The 18690-nt window shown below is 62.5% G+C and carries 21 protein-coding genes and 1 pseudogene; 6 read left to right on the forward strand and 16 right to left on the reverse strand.

The features are described from left to right. Positions 1–52: 52 nt before the first annotated feature. The 5 genes from FHT70_RS20565 to FHT70_RS20585 form a co-directional block, all read right to left on the reverse strand. A complete protein-coding gene (locus FHT70_RS20565) occupies positions 53–448 on the reverse strand; it encodes an Ohr family peroxiredoxin (RefSeq protein WP_097600022.1) in 396 nt (131 codons plus the stop codon). A gap of 196 nt (positions 449–644) precedes the next feature. Next, positions 645–1265, reverse strand: a complete 621-nt coding sequence (locus tag FHT70_RS20570) for a hypothetical protein (RefSeq protein WP_183704445.1) — start codon at positions 1263–1265, stop codon at positions 645–647. 101 nt (positions 1266–1366) lie between these two features. After that, positions 1367–1714 carry a CAP-Gly domain protein gene (locus FHT70_RS20575; protein ID WP_183704446.1) on the reverse strand — a complete coding sequence of 116 codons (348 nt, stop codon included), beginning with the start codon at positions 1712–1714 and terminating at the stop codon, positions 1367–1369. A 115-nt stretch (positions 1715–1829) separates the two neighbouring features. Further along, the gene (locus FHT70_RS20580; protein WP_183704448.1) at positions 1830–3176 is read right to left on the reverse strand and encodes an extensin family protein; all 1347 of its coding nucleotides are present in this window, start codon (positions 3174–3176) and stop codon (positions 1830–1832) included. Between the two features lie 151 nt (positions 3177–3327). Next, entirely contained in the window at positions 3328–5148 is a 1821-nt protein-coding gene (locus FHT70_RS20585) for a methyl-accepting chemotaxis protein (RefSeq protein ID WP_183704450.1), read from the reverse strand. A 270-nt stretch (positions 5149–5418) separates the two neighbouring features. On the opposite strand from FHT70_RS20585, the gene FHT70_RS20590 reads away from it, so the two are divergent. Both FHT70_RS20590 and FHT70_RS20595 read left to right on the forward strand, forming a co-directional pair. Then, positions 5419–5805: an acyl-CoA thioesterase gene (locus FHT70_RS20590; RefSeq protein ID WP_085778525.1), complete on the forward strand. Its 387-nt coding sequence runs from the start codon at positions 5419–5421 to the stop codon at positions 5803–5805. Between the two features lie 26 nt (positions 5806–5831). Next, the gene (locus tag FHT70_RS20595) at positions 5832–6419 is read left to right on the forward strand and encodes a hypothetical protein (RefSeq protein ID WP_183704452.1); all 588 of its coding nucleotides are present in this window, start codon (positions 5832–5834) and stop codon (positions 6417–6419) included. Between the two features lie 268 nt (positions 6420–6687). Here FHT70_RS20595 and FHT70_RS20600 read toward each other — a convergent pair whose 3' ends face one another. The 4 genes from FHT70_RS20600 to FHT70_RS20615 all read right to left on the reverse strand — a co-directional run bounded on the left by FHT70_RS20600 (position 6688) and on the right by FHT70_RS20615 (position 11528). Then, complete coding sequence (locus FHT70_RS20600) at positions 6688–7860, reverse strand: DUF1501 domain-containing protein (protein WP_183704454.1); 1173 nt, start codon at positions 7858–7860, stop codon at positions 6688–6690. A 10-nt stretch (positions 7861–7870) separates the two neighbouring features. Then, a complete protein-coding gene (locus FHT70_RS20605) occupies positions 7871–9382 on the reverse strand; it encodes a DUF1800 domain-containing protein (RefSeq protein WP_183704456.1) in 1512 nt (503 codons plus the stop codon). Between the two features lie 320 nt (positions 9383–9702). Continuing rightward, positions 9703–10503, reverse strand: coding sequence for a class I SAM-dependent methyltransferase (locus FHT70_RS20610; protein ID WP_085778529.1), 801 nt, complete (start codon positions 10501–10503; stop codon positions 9703–9705). Positions 10504–10646: 143 nt separating this feature from the next. Continuing rightward, positions 10647–11528, reverse strand: a complete 882-nt coding sequence (locus FHT70_RS20615; RefSeq protein WP_183704458.1) for an NmrA/HSCARG family protein — start codon at positions 11526–11528, stop codon at positions 10647–10649. A 101-nt stretch (positions 11529–11629) separates the two neighbouring features. On the opposite strand from FHT70_RS20615, the gene FHT70_RS20620 reads away from it, so the two are divergent. After that, the gene (locus FHT70_RS20620) at positions 11630–12553 is read left to right on the forward strand and encodes a LysR family transcriptional regulator (protein WP_183704460.1); all 924 of its coding nucleotides are present in this window, start codon (positions 11630–11632) and stop codon (positions 12551–12553) included. Positions 12554–12608: 55 nt separating this feature from the next. Here FHT70_RS20620 and FHT70_RS20625 read toward each other — a convergent pair whose 3' ends face one another. The 5 genes from FHT70_RS20625 to FHT70_RS20645 form a co-directional block, all read right to left on the reverse strand. Further along, entirely contained in the window at positions 12609–12863 is a 255-nt protein-coding gene (locus FHT70_RS20625) for a hypothetical protein (protein WP_085778531.1), read from the reverse strand. A 53-nt stretch (positions 12864–12916) separates the two neighbouring features. Then, entirely contained in the window at positions 12917–13294 is a 378-nt protein-coding gene (locus FHT70_RS20630) for a response regulator (RefSeq protein WP_097600033.1), read from the reverse strand. Positions 13295–13432: 138 nt separating this feature from the next. Further along, positions 13433–13993 carry an NADH-quinone oxidoreductase subunit B gene (locus FHT70_RS20635; RefSeq protein WP_085778533.1) on the reverse strand — a complete coding sequence of 187 codons (561 nt, stop codon included), beginning with the start codon at positions 13991–13993 and terminating at the stop codon, positions 13433–13435. A 140-nt stretch (positions 13994–14133) separates the two neighbouring features. Then, complete coding sequence (locus FHT70_RS20640) at positions 14134–14499, reverse strand: DUF4087 domain-containing protein (protein ID WP_085778534.1); 366 nt, start codon at positions 14497–14499, stop codon at positions 14134–14136. A 126-nt stretch (positions 14500–14625) separates the two neighbouring features. Continuing rightward, on the reverse strand, positions 14626–15411 hold the full coding sequence (locus FHT70_RS20645; protein ID WP_183704461.1) for a DUF899 family protein: 786 nt from the start codon (positions 15409–15411) through the stop codon (positions 14626–14628). Between the two features lie 325 nt (positions 15412–15736). On the opposite strand from FHT70_RS20645, the gene FHT70_RS20650 reads away from it, so the two are divergent. Beyond that, positions 15737–16507, forward strand: a complete 771-nt coding sequence (locus FHT70_RS20650) for an adenylate/guanylate cyclase domain-containing protein (RefSeq protein ID WP_183704463.1) — start codon at positions 15737–15739, stop codon at positions 16505–16507. A gap of 173 nt (positions 16508–16680) precedes the next feature. Next, entirely contained in the window at positions 16681–17121 is a 441-nt protein-coding gene (locus FHT70_RS20655) for a DUF805 domain-containing protein (protein ID WP_183704475.1), read from the forward strand. A gap of 161 nt (positions 17122–17282) precedes the next feature. Here FHT70_RS20655 and FHT70_RS20660 read toward each other — a convergent pair whose 3' ends face one another. Beyond that, entirely contained in the window at positions 17283–17624 is a 342-nt protein-coding gene (locus FHT70_RS20660) for a lipoprotein (RefSeq protein ID WP_183704465.1), read from the reverse strand. A 139-nt stretch (positions 17625–17763) separates the two neighbouring features. Between FHT70_RS20660 and FHT70_RS20665 the strand changes: the two are divergent. Then, positions 17764–18159 (forward strand): annotated as a pseudogene (locus FHT70_RS20665) (GFA family protein); the annotation flags it as partial. Between the two features lie 49 nt (positions 18160–18208). On the opposite strand, the gene FHT70_RS30435 reads toward FHT70_RS20665, so the two are convergent. Then, positions 18209–18511 carry a DUF982 domain-containing protein gene (locus FHT70_RS30435; protein WP_311043964.1) on the reverse strand — a complete coding sequence of 101 codons (303 nt, stop codon included), beginning with the start codon at positions 18509–18511 and terminating at the stop codon, positions 18209–18211. Between the last annotated feature and the right edge of the window lie 179 nt (positions 18512–18690).

An 18690-nucleotide genomic window follows, 5' to 3' on the forward strand; every position in this document is an offset into this window, starting at 1 on the left:
ATCGGCAGACCCCCGCTTCGAAGATGACGGCGAAATGCGCCGGCCCTTCCGGTCAGACAAGCCGGGTTTCGACGTCGATATTGCCGTGCGTCGCCTTGGAATAAGGGCAGATGCCATGGGCTGCCTCAATCAGTTCCTCGGCGACGTCGCGTTCGATACCGGACAGGCTGACATTGAGGCGCGCACGCAGGAAGAAGGAGCCGTTGTCGGTATTGAGAGTGATCTCGGCGTCGACCTCGGGACCGGCGGGCAGCGCGATCTTGCGCTGCGAGGCGGCAAGCTCGATGGCGCCGATATAGCAGGCCGACCAGGCGGCGCCGAACAGGTTCTCGGCCGCCGGATGCGGCTGCGGCAGCTTGATGTCGAGCGTGCCGTCGCTGCTGCGTGCATAGCCCTCGCGGCCGCCGGCGATGTGGGTCTTGCCAGTGAAAAGAAGCTTCTCGGTCATGATGGTGTCCTTTCGATGGATTTATATCGCATCCGCTTTATTCGGATGCGCCTTAATATTCCTATTGGAAATCGATGTCAACACCATTCCGATTTAATCGGATACGATTTATTTATTTTGACCGCAGGTGGAAGGCTGCCTCGTGGAAGAGCGCGTTGTTGCTGAGCTGGAAAACGGCCTGATTGGCGTTAGGGTCTCAAGACCGCGGCCGGCCGTCGTCGAAGAGGGTGGCGAGCCACTGATAATATCGCGGCTGCTTCTGTCGCAACTGGCTGCGCGAATAGGGCGGCCGTTCGATATCGCCGAACAGGTACACGCTCGCCGTGACAGCGAAGAATTCCCGATCGTTGCTCATCATGTAGGAATCGCCGGGCCAAAGCCCGCGGCCGTTGTTGAAGAATTGCCCGACATCGCCATTGCCGAATCCGCCGGGCAGCATCCGGTCGTTATAGGCGTGCAGAAGTTCGTGCAGGATGATCGGTTTGTCGGGATCGAGGCTCCTGACACGCAGGTCGATGCCGGTCTTGCTGCTGTAATGCCCGGGACCGAAACCGGCGGCGGCGGGATTGGCCCAGATCGGAATCGTCCGCATTAAGGCGAGGACATCGGGCTTCAGATTGACATGCTCGACGATGTCGAGCTGCCTTTTGACGGCCGCGACCATCTCCTTGTCGGGCTCCGCACCTCTGGCATTGGTGAGATCGACCCGCCATCCATGATAGCTGAAAACGAGCGGATCGGCAGCCGCCACTCCTGCTGCTGCAACACTCATGGCGATGGCGGTACAAAGCCCCAGGATCGTCGAAATCGTCCGCACCGGCCCCTCCTCGGCGTGTCACGCTGCCGACTGTCGCACAGGCGACCAGAGGGTACAATCATGTCGCCGCAGCATTGGTGCCGTTGTCGTAAGTCCGGCGCTCAGACCTTCTCTTTCTTCCGAACTTTTTCCTTCGGCTCCGCCGGCGCATCCGGTGTCGGGGCGAGCAGCTTGCGCAGCGAGGCGATCTTGTCGTTCACCAGCGGCCGGAACCGCGTCGCGCGGTAGGGCATGTCGGCAGCGCCATAACCTTCCGGGCCGTCATCATTGCCGCGGTGAATTTCAGCGAGCTTGACGCCGATGAAGGTGCCGTCGACATAGTGGGTATATTCGCCGACCCAGCGGATCGTGTAGATCTCGCCTTTGCGAATGAGCTGGTCGATGCTGACATGCTTGAAGGTATCGTTGATGCAGACGACCTTCTGGCCGACATGGAATTCATAGCTCATGGATCAGACTTTCCAATAGCAATCCGCCTCGCCGGTCCATAGCGCGTCCGGCGGCTGGGATGAACTCTTTTCTTGAACCAGGGCCCAATTGCCGCGGCGGCGGCCGCGCCTTCGCCTAATCGCAATAGACCTTGCCGCTCTTGCGGGAACGCAGATCGAAGTGGAAGTGGTTCCAGTGTTCCGGGTTGCTGCCCGGCCCGAGCACGGTATTGAAATAGCGGCAGCTGTCGGTGCGCACCGCTTTCAGGAGCCGGCCCTCGCGATAGGAGAACAGACCCTTCTTGCGCACGTCGATCGCGTGGCCGTTCTTCAGCACGAACTTGCCGACGTCGATGGCGTTGCCGCGGGCATGTTCCGACATCGGATTATACCGCTGCCGGCTGTTGTTCATGCGCCGGCAGGAGTAGCCGCCGAGCGGCTGGATCGTCTTGATGCCGCTCCAGTAGCGAAAGCGGGCCGACGGCGCCAGCTCGTTCTTCACCCATTTGGCGAAGGCGAGCGTCACCTGGCAGTTCAGCGTCACGGCCGGCTTGACGCCGATATTGCCGGAAAGCCCCTTCAGCGATACCGGATAGGGCACCTGGCAGGCCGGCCCTTGCGAGATCGGCGGCTTCTCGTCGAAGAGCACGCCCATGCGCTTCAACTCCCGCCGGCAGGCAAGCTCGGAGGCCGGCATGACGCTCGGGTCGACAGGCGCAACGGGCTCGCTCATCATCGGGTTGTTCGGCCGCAGCATCGCCACTTCTTCGCTCTCGTCCTCTTCGGGAACGCGGGTTGGCTCCAAGACCGGGCTGCCGTCGTTCCAGGCGGGAGTCCGGCTCATCTCGGCCTGTGCTGCCGGCTGCGGCATTGACCGCGGCGCCGGCTGGCGCATCGGCTGGTTGATCTGAGCCGGATTGTCGGTGCCGATGCCGTCGACCACCGGTTCGCTGGCATTGCCCTCGGCGATCTGCTGCTGTTGTTCCTGCGCCAGCCCCACGACCGGTTCGGCCCCAAGCTCTTCATCCATATTGACGCCACCCGACGGGACAGCGAGGTTCTGCGTCCCGCCCCAGTTGCCGTTCGGCTGGCCGGCCGCCAGCGCTTCATCGCTGTCGATCATCGGCAGCTTGCGGCCGCGGCCTGCCGGCGCGGCCAGTGTCTGCGGCGCCTCTGCCGTGTGACCGGCGCCGGCGAGATTCGGCGTGTCGAGATAATCGACCGAACTCTGGCTGGTATCGACCGGCGCGTTCGAAACGGGATAGGAGGCCTGACTTTCCGCGGGCGCAAGGCGCTCCGCACGCGTCATTTGTACGGCAGGCGTCATGCGTGCGGCACCCCGCGACGGTGAAATCGAACTGACCCTGGTGCCGTTGTCGACATTGGCCGGCGGCACCAGCCCATCGCTGATCGAACAGGTCGTCAGCGCCGCCGACAGCAGCACGGGCAGGAAGGCTCGCCGAGGAAAGGAAACAAACGCCATACTCTTATCGCTTCCATGGGCCGGCCGCAGAGTGACCGAAAAAACTCGGTCCAATTTTAATTAAAAACGGTGAATGAAAACTTACCGGCACAATCTGGACGCGACAGATATGAAAAAGGCCGGTCGCCCGGCCTTTGATCTTTGCTGTTTTTCACGCTGCCCGTGTGTATCGGCTCTCGGCCGGCCGCCCCGCCTCGCGCAGGCGGAAATTCGAAAGCAGCGTCTTCAGCTGCGTGCTTTCGTCGGCAAGCGTGCGGCTGGCCGCCGTTGTCTCCTCGACCATCGCCGCGTTCTGCTGCGTCATCTGATCCATGTGATTGACGGAGCTGTTGATCTCGTTGAGGCCCGTCGACTGCTCGCGCGCCGCCGTCGCGATCGAGGCGACATGGTCGTTCACCTGGTTGACCAGCGCTTCGATCTCCAGCAGCGCGTCACCCGTCGAGCGCACCAGCGCAACCCCGCCCTCGACTTCCGCAGCCGACCGGCTGATCAACTCCTTGATCTCCTTGGCGGCGTTGGCCGAGCGTTGCGCGAGTTCGCGCACTTCCTGGGCAACGACGGCAAAGCCGCGGCCAGCCTCGCCGGCCCGCGCAGCCTCGACGCCGGCGTTCAGCGCCAGCAGATTCGTCTGGAAGGCAATCTCGTCGATAACAGAGATAATCTGGTTGATGCGGCTCGACGATTCCTCGATCCGGCCCATCGCCGTCACGGCGTTGCGGACGATGTCGCCGGAGCGGCCGGCGCTCGCTTTGGTTTCGGCCACCATCTCGCGCGCCTCGTTCGCCCGCTCGGATGCGGTCTTGACCGTGGCTGTGATCTCATCGAGTGCCGCCGCCGTCTCTTCGAGTGCCGCTGCCTGCTGTTCCGTACGCTTCGACAGGTTGCCGGTGGCCTCGCTGATGTCGGATGCGCTGTCGTTGACCACCCGGCTCGATTCAGCAATCGCGTGGATGACGCCGTTCAGCGCATCGACGGCGGCGTTGAAATCATTCCTGAGCTTGGCGTAGTCCTCACCGATATCGCCGATTGCAACGGTGAGGTCGCCGCTTGCAAGCCTCTCCAGGCCGACGCCGAGCGCCTGCATGGCGCGGTTTTGCCGCTCGGAAGCCGAGCGCAGGCTCGCTTCGTTGCCGCGGCGTTCGTCTTCGATCTGCCGCTGCCTTTCGTCTTCACGGCCGCGCAGCGCGCTGCGTTCGTCGACGGAGTCGCGCAGCACCAGCAGCGCCTTGGCCATCTGGCCGACCTCGTCGCGGCACGCACTGCCGGCAATCTCCACCGATGCTTCCTCGGCGGCGATCGCATTCATCGCCGTCTTCAGCCGGGCGATCGGCGCCGTCACGCTGCGCACGATGGCGTAGGCGATCGCGATCGTAAGTGCTGCGCCGAGCAGGCAGAGCGCTGCCGCCCAGAACGCATTCTGGCGATAGAGCGCCGCCAGGTCATCGGCGTAGACGCCAGTGCCGACGATCCAGCCCCAAGGCTCAAAACCGGCGACGTAGGAATATTTCAGCACCGGCTCATCGGCGCCGGGCTTCGGCCAGTAATAATCGACGAAACCCTTGCCATCCTTCTTCACCTTGTTGACGAACTCGACGAACAGGAACTTGCCGGTCGGGTCCTTCATCTGCGAGATATCGGTGCCGTTCAGTTGCGGCTTGATCGGGTGCATCACCATGGCGGGGCGCATGTCGTTGATCCAGAAATAGCCGTCGGCGCCGTAGCGCATCGCGCCGATCACGTCCTTGGCAGCCGCCTGGGCCTGCTCGCGGGTCATAGTGCCCGCCTGTTCCATCTTGTAATATTTGTCGAAGATGCCGAGCGCCGTCGCCTCCATCTTCTCCAACCCCGCCTTCCGCTCCGCTTGCAACTCGGAATAGGAAAAGTTCAGAAAGAAGACCATCGTCGCCGCCAGCACGGCAAGCGTGAAGCCGACGAGGCAGTAAAGACGGGTGGAGATCTTGACGTTGCGCATGAGTGTTCCCGGCGATTCTTACATTTGTAGTTCGTCACATACTGGAACAGCTGAATTACCGGACGGTAAAGTTGGATTAGTGGATTCTCACATAACGTAAGGTGAGGTGACGGTTGCAAAATTCAACCACCTGAATTTGAAGGGAATTTAAATCGCTACGAGCTGCGAATATTAGTTCCGCAGTCGGCCGTCCCACTGAAAGGCATTGGTACCGACACGGAGTTCGCCTAACGTCACGACAGAATCGATCCAGACAGTGAGGGATTTTCCATGACCGACACCGCCAAGCCCAGAGGCGAACTGACGCTGCGCACGCTCGCCATGCCGGGCGATGCCAATCCGGCCGGCGATATCTTCGGCGGCTGGGTCATGGCGCAGATGGACCTTGCATCCGGCATCCGCGCCGCCGAGCGTGCCAAGGGCCGCGTCGTCACCGCAGCGGTTAAGGAAATGGCCTTTGAGCTGCCGGTCAAGATCGGCGATACGCTGTCGGTTTATACCGATGTCGAGCGTGTCGGGCGTACCTCGATCACGCTGATCGTCGAAGCCTGGGCGCATCGCTCGCGCTACGCCAAGATGGAAAAGGTAACCGCCGGCACCTTCATCATGGTGGCGCTCGACGAGGAGGGCAAACCCAAGGCCGTCCCCGCGGAGTGACAAGCTTGAACCCGAGGGGATAAGGCATGGAAACGGTCAGCTCGCCGGAGGTCTTCCTTCACATCAAGGTGGTGATGGGCATGGTCATCAGCCTTTCACTCGCGAGGCTGCTCACTGGCATCGCCGGCATCGTCCAGCATCCGGCCAAGGCGAAGGTTTATCCCGTTCACCTTGGCTGGGCCCTGTCCCTGTTCCTCTTCATCATCCATATCTGGTGGTGGGAATACCGGCTGCAGGCCTTGCCCGCCATCGGCTTCGGCATCTATCTCTTCCTCGTCTGCTTCTGCAGCCTGTTCTTCCTGCTCTGCGCCCTGCTCTTTCCGGCAAGCCTCGACGAATATGGCGGCTACGAGGAATATTTCATGTCGCGGCGCAAATGGTTCTTCGGCGTCCTCGGCCTGATCTATGCCGTCGATATCCTCGATACGGCGATCAAAGGTCCGGAGCGCATCCTATCACTCAGCTGGGAATATCCCGCCCGCAATCTCGTCTACATCCTCCTCTGCGCCCTCGCCGCCTGGACCGCGAACCGCCGCTTCCACACAGCCTTCGTCATCGTCAACCTGCTCTACCAGGTGAGCTTCATCTTCAGACTTTATGATGTGTTGGGGTGAGGAGCGGTCGGGCGAAGTCCGAGCAATCGATCCAGTGAATCGATTGCAGCGACGAACGCCCTGAGCCCAAGCGAAGGGCCGGGCAGCAACGCGACACATCTCTCCTCCCTCATGCCTGTGCCCTCGGGGCTGCGCCCGAGGGCACAGGCATCCAGTGCGCCCTTGGGCGCGGGAAACCTTCTTCAAAATCTATATCAAGTCATTCACGGCGCGGACCGCGCCGTGGCTGGATTCCTGTGACGAGCACAGGCATGAGGGACGCCTACCCTCACACCTTCAAAAACTGCGACCCCTTATCAAACGCCAGCCCGGAAAATATCTTCCCTGTCAGATCATCCACGCCGACATCGAACTGCCGGTAGAGCATCGCCGCCGCCACCTCGCGCACGTCAGCCGTCGGCATCAGGTCGCGGTTGTCGAGCAGCTGACCATCGCCGATCCCCGGCCAGCGGCCGAGGATGCGCCCGCCGTTGATCGCGCCGCCGGCAAGGACAGCGCAGCCGCCGGTGCCGTGGTCGGTGCCGGCGGAGCCGTTCTGGCGGACGGTGCGGCCGAATTCCGTCATGGCGAGCACCACCGTCTTTGCCCAGATCTCCGAGCCCAGCGCCGCCTTCAGCGTGTTGATCGCCTGGGCGAGATCCCCTGCCGGCCGCTTGAACTGGCTGGCCTGGCCGATATGGGTGTCCCATCCGGTGATTGAGAAGCTGGCGATGCGGTAATCGCCCTTCAGCATGTTGGCCGCGAGCGCCGCGACGTCGCCGATCTTCTCGCCGCGCTCACCGTCCGGCTCGACCATCATCGCGGCGCTGTCGGCCCGCGTCGCCTCGGCAAGTGCAGCCGCGAAGGGCGGATCGCCGGCATAGAGCCGCGCAAGGAACTGCATCTCGTCACGCGCCGGCGCCAGGTTGGAATCCGATGCCCAGACGTCGACATTGTTCGGCCCGGAGAGGATCAGCTCCGTCGACGTATTGACGTCGATCGCCTTGCGCGCATCCGAGCGGGGAATGACCGCGAGCACCCGGTTCAGCCAGCCGGTTTTTTCCTCGGCGACATGTTCGCCGCCGGACTCAAGCATGTCCTGCCCGTCGAAATGGCTGCGCTGGTCGCGATAGGGCGTCGACACCGCATGGATGAAGGCGAGTTCTCGGCTCTTCCAGAGCGGCATCAGGTCGGCGGCGGCGGGATTGAGGCCGAAATGCCCATCGAGATCGAGAAGTCCGCTGTCCGGCGTCAGCGCCAAGGTTGGCCTGAGCGCGGCAAAACCGGCGTCGCCGTAAGGCTGCACCAGGTCGAGCCCGTCCATCGCGCCGCGCAGGACGATGGTGACAAAACGATTATCGCCCGGCATCGCCGCAAAGGTGACCGGCGTGAAGACGGGGGCGGCGGCAAGACAGCAGGCAGAGGTCAGAAAGCCGCGGCGGGAAAGCAAAATCCGGTTCATTGGGAGCCTCCTATCGGCGGTTGAATTCCGGCGATGCCAGCACCAGCGTCAAACCGCTGATCTTGTTCGGCGCCTGCGACACCACGCGGATCGTTTCATCGCGCGCGGCATCGGCAAGCGTCGATCTCAGGAACTCGCGCGGATCCTCGTCGCGGCCGAACTGCGCCGCAGCCCGCCTTGCCCAGGCCAGGCGCTCGGCAAGCTGGCTGCCGGTGATCCAGGCGGAAAAGCCTTCCTCGAAACCGGCCGGGCTCGGCGGCTGCCAGGTCGGCTGCCCCATGCGCTTCAGCGCCCCCTGCCCCAGTGCGCGCGCCGCCCGAAAGGCCTTGAGCCGTTTGTCCCGCGCCTCTCCGGCGGGATCCGTCGTCACTGGCGCTCCCGCCATACCAGGCGTATTGGCCGCCATATCGCCCTCATCCGTTCCTTGCTGATTGGCCGCCAGGAAGCTGCCGACGACGCCGTTGACCGGCCCTGCATTCAGCGCCCTCAGACCAGCAACAACAAAATCGAACGGCTGACGTGCTTTGGCGCCCTCGTTTTGCCAGGCGGCGGGATGATCGAGCATGGCGGTATAGACGGCGATGAGGTCGCCATCCGTCTTCTTCCACGCGGCCACCATATCGGAGACCATCCCCTCGTCTGGTTGGTCGGAGACGAAATGCACCGCGAGCTTACGGCTGATATGGGCCGCCGTCTTCGGATGGACCGAGAGGTCATCGAGCATGTCGAGATAATCCTCGCGCGAGCGCCGCCGCCCGCCATAACTGACGCCGAGCACCTCATGCTCGCCGGGCTCCGAAATGTTCGGCCGAAAGGCAATATCCATCTCCTTGCGGTCGATAGTGAGCCCCGTCAGCACCATGGCCGCGGCAGTAACATCCGCCTGGGTATAGCCGCTGCCGGCGCCGAGCGTGTGGAGTTCCAGGAGCTCGCGTCCGAGATTTTCGTTCAGCCCCTTGTTGCGCTTGACGCCGCCGGCCGAATCCGGCCCGAGCGAATCCGCCTGATCGAGGTAGATCAGCATGGCGGGATGAGCGGTGGCGCTACGCAGAAGATCGCCGAACCTGCCCGAAATGAACGGCCGGATTGCCTCGGCCTCGTAGAGCGGCACGATAAGGCGCATCGGCAGGCTCTTGTTGGCGCTGGTGGAGAAATGATCGGTCCAGAAGGTCGAAAGCCGCTCGTAAAAGCCGTAGGGCGACAGCACCGCCTGCATCAGCCGCAGGTTCGCATCGTGCTGGAACTGCTGCTGCGCCTGGCGCTGCACAGCCTTGCGCATCTCGCGCCGCGTGGGATCGTCGGTGACCGTCTTCGCATCTTCCCTGATCTGCTTCAGCTGGTCCTGCAGGCTGAGGATCGCCCGATGACGCATGTCGGGGCCGCCGAGCGGAAAGTCCGGCGTTGCCGCCGCGCCTTTGGACAACTGCCCGATCAGCTCATCCTTGCTTTGCGGCGCCACCTCGCCCGGCCGGAAACCATAACCGAACCGGATCGCCGCCATCGTCGGGAAAGAGAGGCTCATGCCCGATCACCTCCTGATCACTTGATGGTGACAGGCTGACAGCCGATTGCGACGGCAATCTGTAGGAAATGCGGCGATATCACGACATGGACGATTTGTAATCTGCTGAAAAGGCTCAGGTTTCATGCAGCACAGAGAAGGCGGGAACGTCTGTATGGAATTCCTCGCCGATATTTTTGAGCACGAAGACCATGATGAAAAATGAAACACATCGTCCAGCCGAGATAGCTGGCAATCCGCTACTGTGCTGCTGCGGCCCTCGCCCTTCGAGGCCCTGAGGGGCACATCAGGATGAGATTCTAGAGCCGTGGCGCACCTGCTTAAACCACCTTGCCCCGGCACGCCCAAGCGACAGACGCGAACGACCGCGGCCCGTCCGGCTCGCCCGCTTCGTAGGCTGCCCTGAGGGCGGCATCCACCGCTTTGCGCTTCTCCGGCTCGAGCCCGGAGACATATCTCCCAAGCGGTCCCTCGCCGGCAGCGATCGGCTGCCAGTAATCGTCGAAGGAACGGTAATTCATCCGGATCAGAAGCGACGTCTCCTCGACATCAGCGAGGCCCTCTGCCATGAAGCTCTGCTTCATCTCCCCTGGCCGCATCATTGGCTGGAAGCAATATTTGCGGCGTAGCGGCAGCGCGTTCTCGTCAAGCATGACGACCGTATCCCACATCATCCGCATGCCCGACATGCCGCCGTAATGGTCCCAGACCGCGGCGGCGACCGTGCCGCCGGGCCGCACGACGCGAGCCATCTCGGCCACCGCCTTGCCCGCCTCCGGCACGAAATGCAGGACGAGCAACGACATCGCTCTGTCGAAACGGTCATTCTCGAAGGGCAGCGCGCAGGCATCCGCCTGCTGGATGGTGACCCGCGGATCGCTATTGGCCCGCTTCGCCGCCTCGACAAACACAGGCGAATAGTCGATAGCAGCGATTTCCCGCAGCCCCGGCCTCTGCGCAAGCGTGAACGTCAGGCTGCCGGTGCCGCAGCCGACATCGAGCACGCGATCCCCATCCGCCAGCCCCGCGAAGTCGATCAGCATCGGCGCCAACGTCCGGCTCCACCGGCCCATAAGCCGCTCATAGCCATCTGCACTTTCGACATGGAAACTCGACGGCATGGAAGCCTCCCCTCCAAGGACGGCTCATTATGAACTGGCCGACGCCCGCCGCAAGGGGATAGTGGTTCTGAAACTGGAGGGGTTTATCCGTGATCCTCGGCCCGCGCCGAGGATCTGCCATTCTTGATGGCCGCGAGATCGCCTCACCCGGTCGCCCTCTCGAGAACGCTCCAGTCAAACGCGCGCGCCCAATCGCGGTAGCGGTGCCAGCCGACCTCAGGGAAATCCCGGCGCAGGGCGGCGATGTCGGCGTCGTAGCCGGTGCGGTCGAACCATTCGAACATCAGCGCCGCATCCTCGCTCTGCTGCCGCATTGCGGCAACCGGTAACTCCTGGTAGGCGATCGGGCGCCCTAGCGTTTCGGAGAGGATCCTCACCTGCTCCTCGCCCGACAATTCGTCACCCGCAATGTCGAAACGCTGGCTGAACACCTTTTCGCGCCGTTCGGCCAAGGCCGCGACGAAGGCGCCGATATCGGCGAGGCAGATTTGCTGCAGCACGCGCGCGGGCGGCAGCGCCGCGGCATAGACACCCTGGCGCAGCCCGTCGATAGCCCACGGCGCCGCGGTGTTTTCCATGAAGGCGACGGGTGCACTGACCGTGTAGGGAATGCCGAGACCGGCAATATGTTGCTCGACCATATATTTGCTGTCGAAATGCGGAATGCCGGTCGTCTTGTCGGCATCGGCGACGGAGGAATAGATCAGGTGGCCGATGCCGGCGGCCTTCGCCGCATTGGCGGCGGTTATGCCCTGGCGGGTTTCCGCTTCCGTTCCGGCCTCATAGCTGTTGCCCATCAGGAACATCGTGTCGACGCCGCTTGCGGCCTTCGTCACCGACGCCGCATCATCGAGATCGCCCCCGACGATCTCCACTCCGGCCGCGGCCAGCCGATTTGCGGCGTCGCTGTCCGGCCTGCGGCTGATCGCCTTGACGCGATGCCCCCGCGCCATCAGTGCGCGCGCGACCGCGCCGCCCTGCTGGCCGGTGGCGCCGGCTACCAGAACGCTTCTTCCATTGCTCATCTCTCTGCTCCTTGTGGTTGGCGATGAGCCAGAAGATAAGACCTGTCGAATTGAACCATAATAGGCTACATCAGGGAAACATCGTGCCACTGGTGAATACAATGCTGGATCTCAACGACATCCTTATCTTCGCCCGCGTCGTCGAGGCCGGCAGCTTCACCGCCGCCGCCCGCCTGCTTGCCATGCCGAAGACGACGGTCAGCCGCCGTATCGCCGCGCTTGAGCGCGAGGTGGGTGTGCGGCTGCTGCAGCGCACCACCCGCAGCCTCAGGCTGACGGATGCGGGGCGCCTTTATTACGAGGAGTGCAGCGCGGCGCTCGGCGCCTTCGAGCAGGCAAATCTGCGCCTGGCCGAGGCGCGGGCGGAGCCCGCCGGCACGATCCGCATCTCCGCACCGGTCGGCTTCGGCGGTCATTTCCTTTCCGCCGCCATCTCCGATTTCCTGGCAATCTACCCCAAGACGAAGGTGGAATTGCGCCTGACCGACGACAGGCTCAATCTCATCGAGAACGGCATAGACCTCGCCTTCCGCACCGGCATTCTGGAGGATTCGACGCTGATCGCCCGCAAGCTCGGCTCGACCTACAGGATTCTCTGCGCCAGCCCCGACTATCTCGCCCGCTGCGGCGTGCCGGATCGTCCGGCGGACCTCGCCCATCACGCCTGCGTCATCGCGGGTCCGTCGGCGGCTGGTGCGCACTGGGTGCTGGAGAGCGCCGGCATCAAGGAAACGGTCACGGTGTCCGGACGTTTCGCCGCCAACGAAATTCAGGCGGTCATGACTGCCGCGATCGCCGGCTTCGGCATCGCACAGTTGCCGCAAAGAATGGCTGCGCCTTGCATCGCGGACGGCCGGCTGCGGCGCGTCCTCGACGGCTACACGACCCCGCCCGGCGGTCTGCATGTCGTCTATCCCAGCAACCAGCACGTGTCGCCGCTGGTCAAGGCATTCATCCAACTGGCGATCGATCACCTGAACGTCGGAAAAGGCGCAATCGAGGCACCGGCGATAACACCTGGATGAGCCTGCGGGCCGAGCGGGATAAAGAGGAAGGCCCAGCCGTCGCTAGGCGCCCCTTTCACCGCCAAAGGAAATCTGGCCCCGTGCTTTGCGACGTCAATTTGAGCGTCCCGTCCGGTTGAACAACATAGGTCTCGAAGACACGGTAGCCGAACGCGCCGAGAAAGGTGTGGTTGACCACCGTTCCCGGGCGATAGGGCGAATGAATGACCTTACCGCCATAGGTGAGACTGCCCTGTAGCGGCTGCGGTTCGCCTGAAGTACTGGCGCAGGCCGTGAGGGCGAAGAAAACGGCAATGAGCGCGTGCTTCATCCTGGCATCTCCTCCCGGTGACAATGGCAGCGGAAGAATACGACTTTACGCAGTCAGAAGACAGCGTTCTTGCCTTCGTAATCTCTGCGCAGGGACTGCGCCCGGGAAAGCGCGCTGGCGATCCTTTCGTCGGTAAAGGGCTTGGCGATCACATCGAGGGCGCCTTCGATGCCATTCCCAACGCTTTCCGGACTGCCGGTGACGAAGATCACGTCGACCCCGTGGCGATCGATCAGCCGGCGTGCGAGCCGCGCGCCGCTCAAGCCGTCGGCAAGGCTGAGATCGACCAGTGCGACATCGCTTCTCTGAGCATAGGCGAGCGCCTGCTCGATTGTCGAAACCGGCCCGACAGTCTGGTGGCCAGCATCCTGCGCGATACGCTCGAGTTCCATGGCAATAATGTTCTCGTCTTCAACGATCAGGACTTTCATGGATCTTCCTCCTCCCATGGGCAAGCGGGCCGCCGGGCACACCGACGGCAACCGCTACAACGCAACTTGCCCTCGAAAGTTTCCGAGGTAAAAGGCATGCGTGTCGAAATGGTAACTGATTTCCTCGTGTCATCGGCGCTACCGTTCGATGCTGCCATTGCGCCGGATCTTCCTTTGCAGGAGCAGGATGCCATAGAGCAGCGCTTCGGCCGTCGGCGGACAGCCGGGAACATAGATGTCGACCGGCACCACGCGGTCGCAGCCGCGCACGACGGAATAGGAATAATGGTAGTAGCCACCGCCATTGGCGCAGGAGCCCATGGAGATTACGTAGCGCGGTTCCGGCATCTGGTCATAAACCTTGCGCAGCGCAGGCGCCATCTTGTTGCACAGTGTGCCCGCGACGATCATCAGGTCCGACTGCCTTGGGCTTCCGCGCGGGGCGACGCCGAAGCGCTCGACATCGTAGCGCGGCATGGACATCTGCATCATTTCGATGGCGCAGCAGGCCAGACCGAAGGTCATCCACATCAGCGAGCCCGTGCGCGCCCAGGTGATGAGTTCGTCGGTGCTGGTGACGAGAAAACCCTTGTCGGCAAGCTCGGCATTGATCGTGCCCATCATCGGGTCCCCCTGCCGCTGTTCGCCGGGGAATTGGAAATTGCCGGGCGCCGGGCGCGGTTGCGTGAAGGACGGCATCGTCTTCTCCTGTGAGCCGACCTCAAACCCAGCGCACACGACAAAGTTCCGGCCGCGCCGGTCCCGGTGCGATAACGGACACGCGTCCTGATTTCTGTTCTGAGATGCGGCGCTCAATGCCGAAGGATTGCGCCCGATCGCTAGTCCTTATCGAGGAACCAGCGGATGGCGGCGTCGTTCCGACACCGCGAGAGCGGCAATTGCCGCACGGAGTAAATACGGGTGATTCCCTCCTCACCGTCCGTGTCGACGTCCATGCAGGCGCAGGCATAACCATGCGCGGCATAGGTGTAGACAAATTCGCCGGTCGTCAGGTCCGGGATCTTGTCCATTCCCTCGGCCGCCTTGTAGCCGCTGCCATTGTCCATGATGGTCCAGCCGCCGCCGGCATCCATGAGCAACCATTTGGCCATCGAGGGATTGTCTAGCCAGCCGCAGCGGCGTTCGGCATGCGCCGCGGCGGGCAGGAGAAGCATCATCAGAACAAGCGCAGGCAATCTGGCCATCGGCCCCTCCAAGTCACCTCCCACTATGCATGGTCGGTGCCCGGCAAGGCAACAGCGGTTTTCCGATTGGCCTGGGACGATGTCCACAGGTGTCATCCATCCGCCCTCGCCCTTCGAGGCTCCGGCCTACGATTTCGCCTTTGCTGCTTCCTCCCGGAACGCCGCCTCGCCGGCATCGGAGACTTCGACCCATTTCTTGTCGGGCTCGGCGTCGGCAACGTAACTGTCGTGCCAGTTCCACCATTTGTAGGTCGGGGTCTGCGGATAGCCAGCAGGGGAGTCCTCCCAGACTTCCTGGCGCCCGAGCGGCGTGATGTCGAGATAATTCCAGGTGCCGCCCATCTGCTCGTCGCCGCGGTTGTTGACGAAATAGGTGCGGAAGATGCGCTCGCCGTCGCGGTAGAAGACATTGGTGCCGTGCCACTCGTCGACGCCGAAATCCTTGTCGAAGTCGTCGGTGATCGTCACCCACGGCATCGTCCATCCCATCCGTTGCTTCAGCCGCGCTATGTCGGTCCGCGGCGCGCGCGAGGCGAAGACCAGCGTCGTCTCGCGGGCGTTGAGATGGGCGACATGGGCGACCTGATCGGCAACCATCGAGCAGCCGCGGCAGGCATGCTCGGGCCAGCCGAAGACGCCGGGCTCGTAAAAGGCGCGGTAGACGATGAGCTGGTGCCGGCCTTCGAACAGGTCGAGCAGGCTGATCCTGCCCTGCGGCGCTTCGAAAGCATATTGCTTTGCGACGGCCATCCACGGCATGCGCCGCCGCTCGGCGGCAAGAGCGTCACGAGCACGCGTATGCGCCTTTTCCTTCACCAGAAGCTGCCTGTGAGCCGCCTCCCAGGCCTGCTGCGGCACGACAGGCGGCCGCTGCATGGCCTGTCCGCCCTTTCCATTCTCTGTTGCAGTCATCGCTTCAATCTCCTCTATGGGGCGAGTTCCCGCGCCTCCTTGTCCGAAGGCCGGTGCATCGCGATTGGTCGGACATAGTTTCGCATCGGGCACCGAACAGTGGGAGTAACAAGTGTGTCTGTTATCCCGCGGCCAGCGCAGTTGGTCCGCAGGCCAACGCAGTTGGTCCGTAAGCCAACTCAGTTGGCCCGTAAGCCGACGCAGTTGGTCCGTTGGCCAAAGCAACTGTTCCGCCCGCGGCCGACGAAACCTGCTCAACCAACACAACAGTTGCCAAAACCCACATGTTGACGGAAGCTTCACCACGGCCATTGGATCATACGACATGACAACAGAATCCACCTTCACGGAGCAGGCAAGGCACGGCAGCGCCAGGATCTGCCGCGGCTGCTGGGATCAGATGCATATGCCGATCCCGATCGGCGGCCCGCTTGCGCTTCCCTTCCGCGCCTTCGGCATTACCCGCAGCAAGATGAATCCCGATATCTGCACGATCTGCGAGCGCTCGTTCCAATATGTGAAGAAGCAGCGCCAGATCACTGTCGATGCCACCATTCTGTTCGCCGACATCAGGGGCTTTACCGATCTTTCCGAGCGTATTGAGGCAGTGCACTTGAGCGAAATCGTCAGCCTGTTCCAGGATCGCTGCGCCCAGGCGATTTGGGCGCATGACGGCATCGTCAACAAGCAGATGGGCGATGGCCTGATGGCGATCTTCAATTTCCCGATCATCCGCAAGGATCACGCCGGCGCGGCGATCAGCGCCGCCCAAGAGATCCAGCGCAACTGCGCCGCGGCGCTGAGCGGGCTGGCGCTCGACGCCCTGTCCGGCCGCACCTTGGGCGTCGGCGTCGGCATCCATTCCGGCGAGGTGCAGATCGGCGAATTCTCGAGCTTCCGCAGCGATTTCACCGCGATCGGCGGCGTCGTCAACCAGGCCGCAAGGCTCGAATCCCAGGCCGCCGCCGGCGAGATCCTGATCTCGGCCGAAACGGCCGCGAAGGCTCCCGAACTCGCTGCGGGCGCCGAAACGCGTATGCTGGCTCTGAAGGGCATCGAGCAGCCGGTGCGAGCAAGCGTGCTGCTCAAACGCTGAGCGACGGCGATACAGCCTTCTCAAAGCATCATCGCGCCGTCAACATGGCAGCTGCAATTTCTCAAGCTGTGATTGCGAACACATCGAATCACAAGCAAGTTAATCCTCCGGAAACAAACATCGCTTATCTCTGAGCTGTTCTAACAGCTGGGGTATCTCATGGGCAGTTTTCACTGTTTCATTGGTTGATCGTCTTGATCCTGATCGGCGTGCCATTGATCTTCGTCTTCCGAAAACCGCTGGTTGGGCCGAACCGCTTCGGCGGCCCGCCGCCGGCCATGGGTTTCGGCCAGGCCATCGGAAGTTTTTTCAAGATCTATGTGAACTTCAGCGGCAGAGCGAGTCGCTCAGAGTTCTGGTATTCGGCGCTCTTCGTCTTTCTCGTCGCCATCGCTTTGTATTTCGTGGATCGGAGCGCAACCTTGAACCTGATCTGGTCGCTGGCCACGTTTCTTCCGTCGATCGCCATGGCCGCCCGACGCCTTCACGACACCAACCGGAGCGGATGGTGGCAGCTTCTTGCACTATTATTTCCCATTGGAACGGTTGTCGTCCTCGCATGGTACTGCAGGGCGTCGACAGTGGAGGACTCCAGAGAACCCGTCTTTGCTTGAGCAAAGGTGAGAATGGATCTCGCGGGCAAAGCGCTGCCTTTGCTGACACGGTCTATCCGTTGCGCGGACTGCGGGATGCGCAGTCCGCTTCCAACGCCAAGCATTTCCTGATCGTAAACCGGTGCTCTGGCTCGATCTCGATGATCTCGCCCAACCGGCGATCATCCGGGCAGCTTGCAGCCCTTGCTCATGCCGGCGGACTGCATAGCCGAGACCTTGCCTTTGGACGCGGCAATTTCGCCTTCCTTGTCTCCGCCCGCGACGCTGCCGATCGGAACGCCGACGAGGAAAACACCGAAAGCATCGCCGTTCGCCGCGCTGATCTGCTGCTTGGACAGGTCGTCGAGCTTCGCCTTCTCTTTCTTGAGTTCAGTGGCGAGCGTCTCACAACTGAGGTTCGTATAGGCCGCCATCGGAATATCGACCTGAACGATGGCGTCAGGACGTTTGGCGCAGCCGGCCAGCGCCGCGGCCGCCGCGAATGCAATGATGATCTTTTTCATGAATAGTCCCCAATTCCCGCAGCAGCTGTAACATTGCCGCGCGCATTGCGGGAGGCTGCCCGACCTTCAACTACAGACTTTTATTTGTCTAGTTGAGGCAGGATGCAGTCACCGAATAAAGACAGGGTGGAAGGGCCTCATGCTGACGGGCTCATGTCATTGCGGCAAGGCGAGTTGGGCGCTCGAAGGCGACCCCGGCTCGATCACCGCTTGCAATTGCACGCTCTGCCGACGCTATGGCACTCTCTGGGCCTACGACTATGAAGAAGAGCGCATTACGCTCAGCGGCGAAACCGCCTCCTATACCCGCGCCGACAAGGACAACCCGTCGCTCGAAATCTTGTTCTGCCCGACCTGCGCCTGCGTGCTCAGCTGGCGCAGCCTGCGCCTGCAAAAGGAAGGCCGCCGCATGGCTGTCAACCTGTGGCTCGCGCCCCCGGAGCTTGTCGCCGACCTGCCGATCGATCATTTCGATGGGCTGGCCACGTTCGACGACCTTCCCTCTGACGGGCGCTGCATGAGGGATCTCTGGTTTCGACGGCGTAATGCCGCCGCATGGCGCAGAATCGCTGCCCCATATGGGTTCAAAACCGAGCTTCCGCCCCGTCCCCTTCTTCAATGATCGTCACGCCAGCCTCCAGCGCCGCAAGGATAAAGGCCTGCCGCACCGTTTCCGCCGGCATTCGGCCGGCAAGCCAGGCCCGGCAGAAATCGATCGCCCTCTGCTGATGGACGCCGCCATTGACGGGCCAGTCGGAGACGAGTGCGTAAAGCGCATCCTGCGGTGAGCGGAGAACCAGCCGTTCGCCGGTATCAAGATCGATCGCGATCGGTTTTTTCCAGAAGGCGGAATGGTCGCTAATGGCAGTCGCACCCGAGGCTGAAATGACAGGAGATTAACTGCCGAGGGCCGATCCCGGTTCCAGTGCGGGCGTGAGGATGGCAACGGTGCCCCCGCCCAAGAGAGCCTTATCCTTGTACGTTGCCGTTGGTGTATAAACGGGCTGCGCGACGGGGATGCGTGTCATCCTTGGGTTTCGAACTCGTGCCTCAGCGAGCATCTCCG

It is taken from the genome of Rhizobium sp. BK049 (assembly GCF_014193135.1).
In the GTDB taxonomy this organism is placed as follows: Bacteria; Pseudomonadota; Alphaproteobacteria; order Rhizobiales; family Rhizobiaceae; genus Rhizobium.

Coding starts and splice junctions, on each gene's coding strand:
- FHT70_RS20565 (WP_097600022.1), bottom strand. CDS start 448: ATGACCGAGAAGCTTCTTTTCACTGGCAAGACCCACATCGCCGGCGGC.
- FHT70_RS20575 (WP_183704446.1), bottom strand. CDS start 1,714: ATGAGCTATGAATTCCATGTCGGCCAGAAGGTCGTCTGCATCAACGAT.
- FHT70_RS20580 (WP_183704448.1), bottom strand. CDS start 3,176: ATGGCGTTTGTTTCCTTTCCTCGGCGAGCCTTCCTGCCCGTGCTGCTG.
- FHT70_RS20585 (WP_183704450.1), bottom strand. CDS start 5,148: ATGCGCAACGTCAAGATCTCCACCCGTCTTTACTGCCTCGTCGGCTTC.
- FHT70_RS20590 (WP_085778525.1), top strand. CDS start 5,419: ATGACCGACACCGCCAAGCCCAGAGGCGAACTGACGCTGCGCACGCTC.
- FHT70_RS20595 (WP_183704452.1), top strand. CDS start 5,832: ATGGAAACGGTCAGCTCGCCGGAGGTCTTCCTTCACATCAAGGTGGTG.
- FHT70_RS20600 (WP_183704454.1), bottom strand. CDS start 7,860: ATGAACCGGATTTTGCTTTCCCGCCGCGGCTTTCTGACCTCTGCCTGC.
- FHT70_RS20605 (WP_183704456.1), bottom strand. CDS start 9,382: ATGAGCCTCTCTTTCCCGACGATGGCGGCGATCCGGTTCGGTTATGGT.
- FHT70_RS20610 (WP_085778529.1), bottom strand. CDS start 10,503: ATGCCGTCGAGTTTCCATGTCGAAAGTGCAGATGGCTATGAGCGGCTT.
- FHT70_RS20615 (WP_183704458.1), bottom strand. CDS start 11,528: ATGAGCAATGGAAGAAGCGTTCTGGTAGCCGGCGCCACCGGCCAGCAG.
- FHT70_RS20620 (WP_183704460.1), top strand. CDS start 11,630: ATGCTGGATCTCAACGACATCCTTATCTTCGCCCGCGTCGTCGAGGCC.
- FHT70_RS20625 (WP_085778531.1), bottom strand. CDS start 12,863: ATGAAGCACGCGCTCATTGCCGTTTTCTTCGCCCTCACGGCCTGCGCC.
- FHT70_RS20630 (WP_097600033.1), bottom strand. CDS start 13,294: ATGAAAGTCCTGATCGTTGAAGACGAGAACATTATTGCCATGGAACTC.
- FHT70_RS20635 (WP_085778533.1), bottom strand. CDS start 13,993: ATGCCGTCCTTCACGCAACCGCGCCCGGCGCCCGGCAATTTCCAATTC.
- FHT70_RS20640 (WP_085778534.1), bottom strand. CDS start 14,499: ATGGCCAGATTGCCTGCGCTTGTTCTGATGATGCTTCTCCTGCCCGCC.
- FHT70_RS20645 (WP_183704461.1), bottom strand. CDS start 15,411: ATGACTGCAACAGAGAATGGAAAGGGCGGACAGGCCATGCAGCGGCCG.
- FHT70_RS20650 (WP_183704463.1), top strand. CDS start 15,737: ATGACAACAGAATCCACCTTCACGGAGCAGGCAAGGCACGGCAGCGCC.
- FHT70_RS20660 (WP_183704465.1), bottom strand. CDS start 17,624: ATGAAAAAGATCATCATTGCATTCGCGGCGGCCGCGGCGCTGGCCGGC.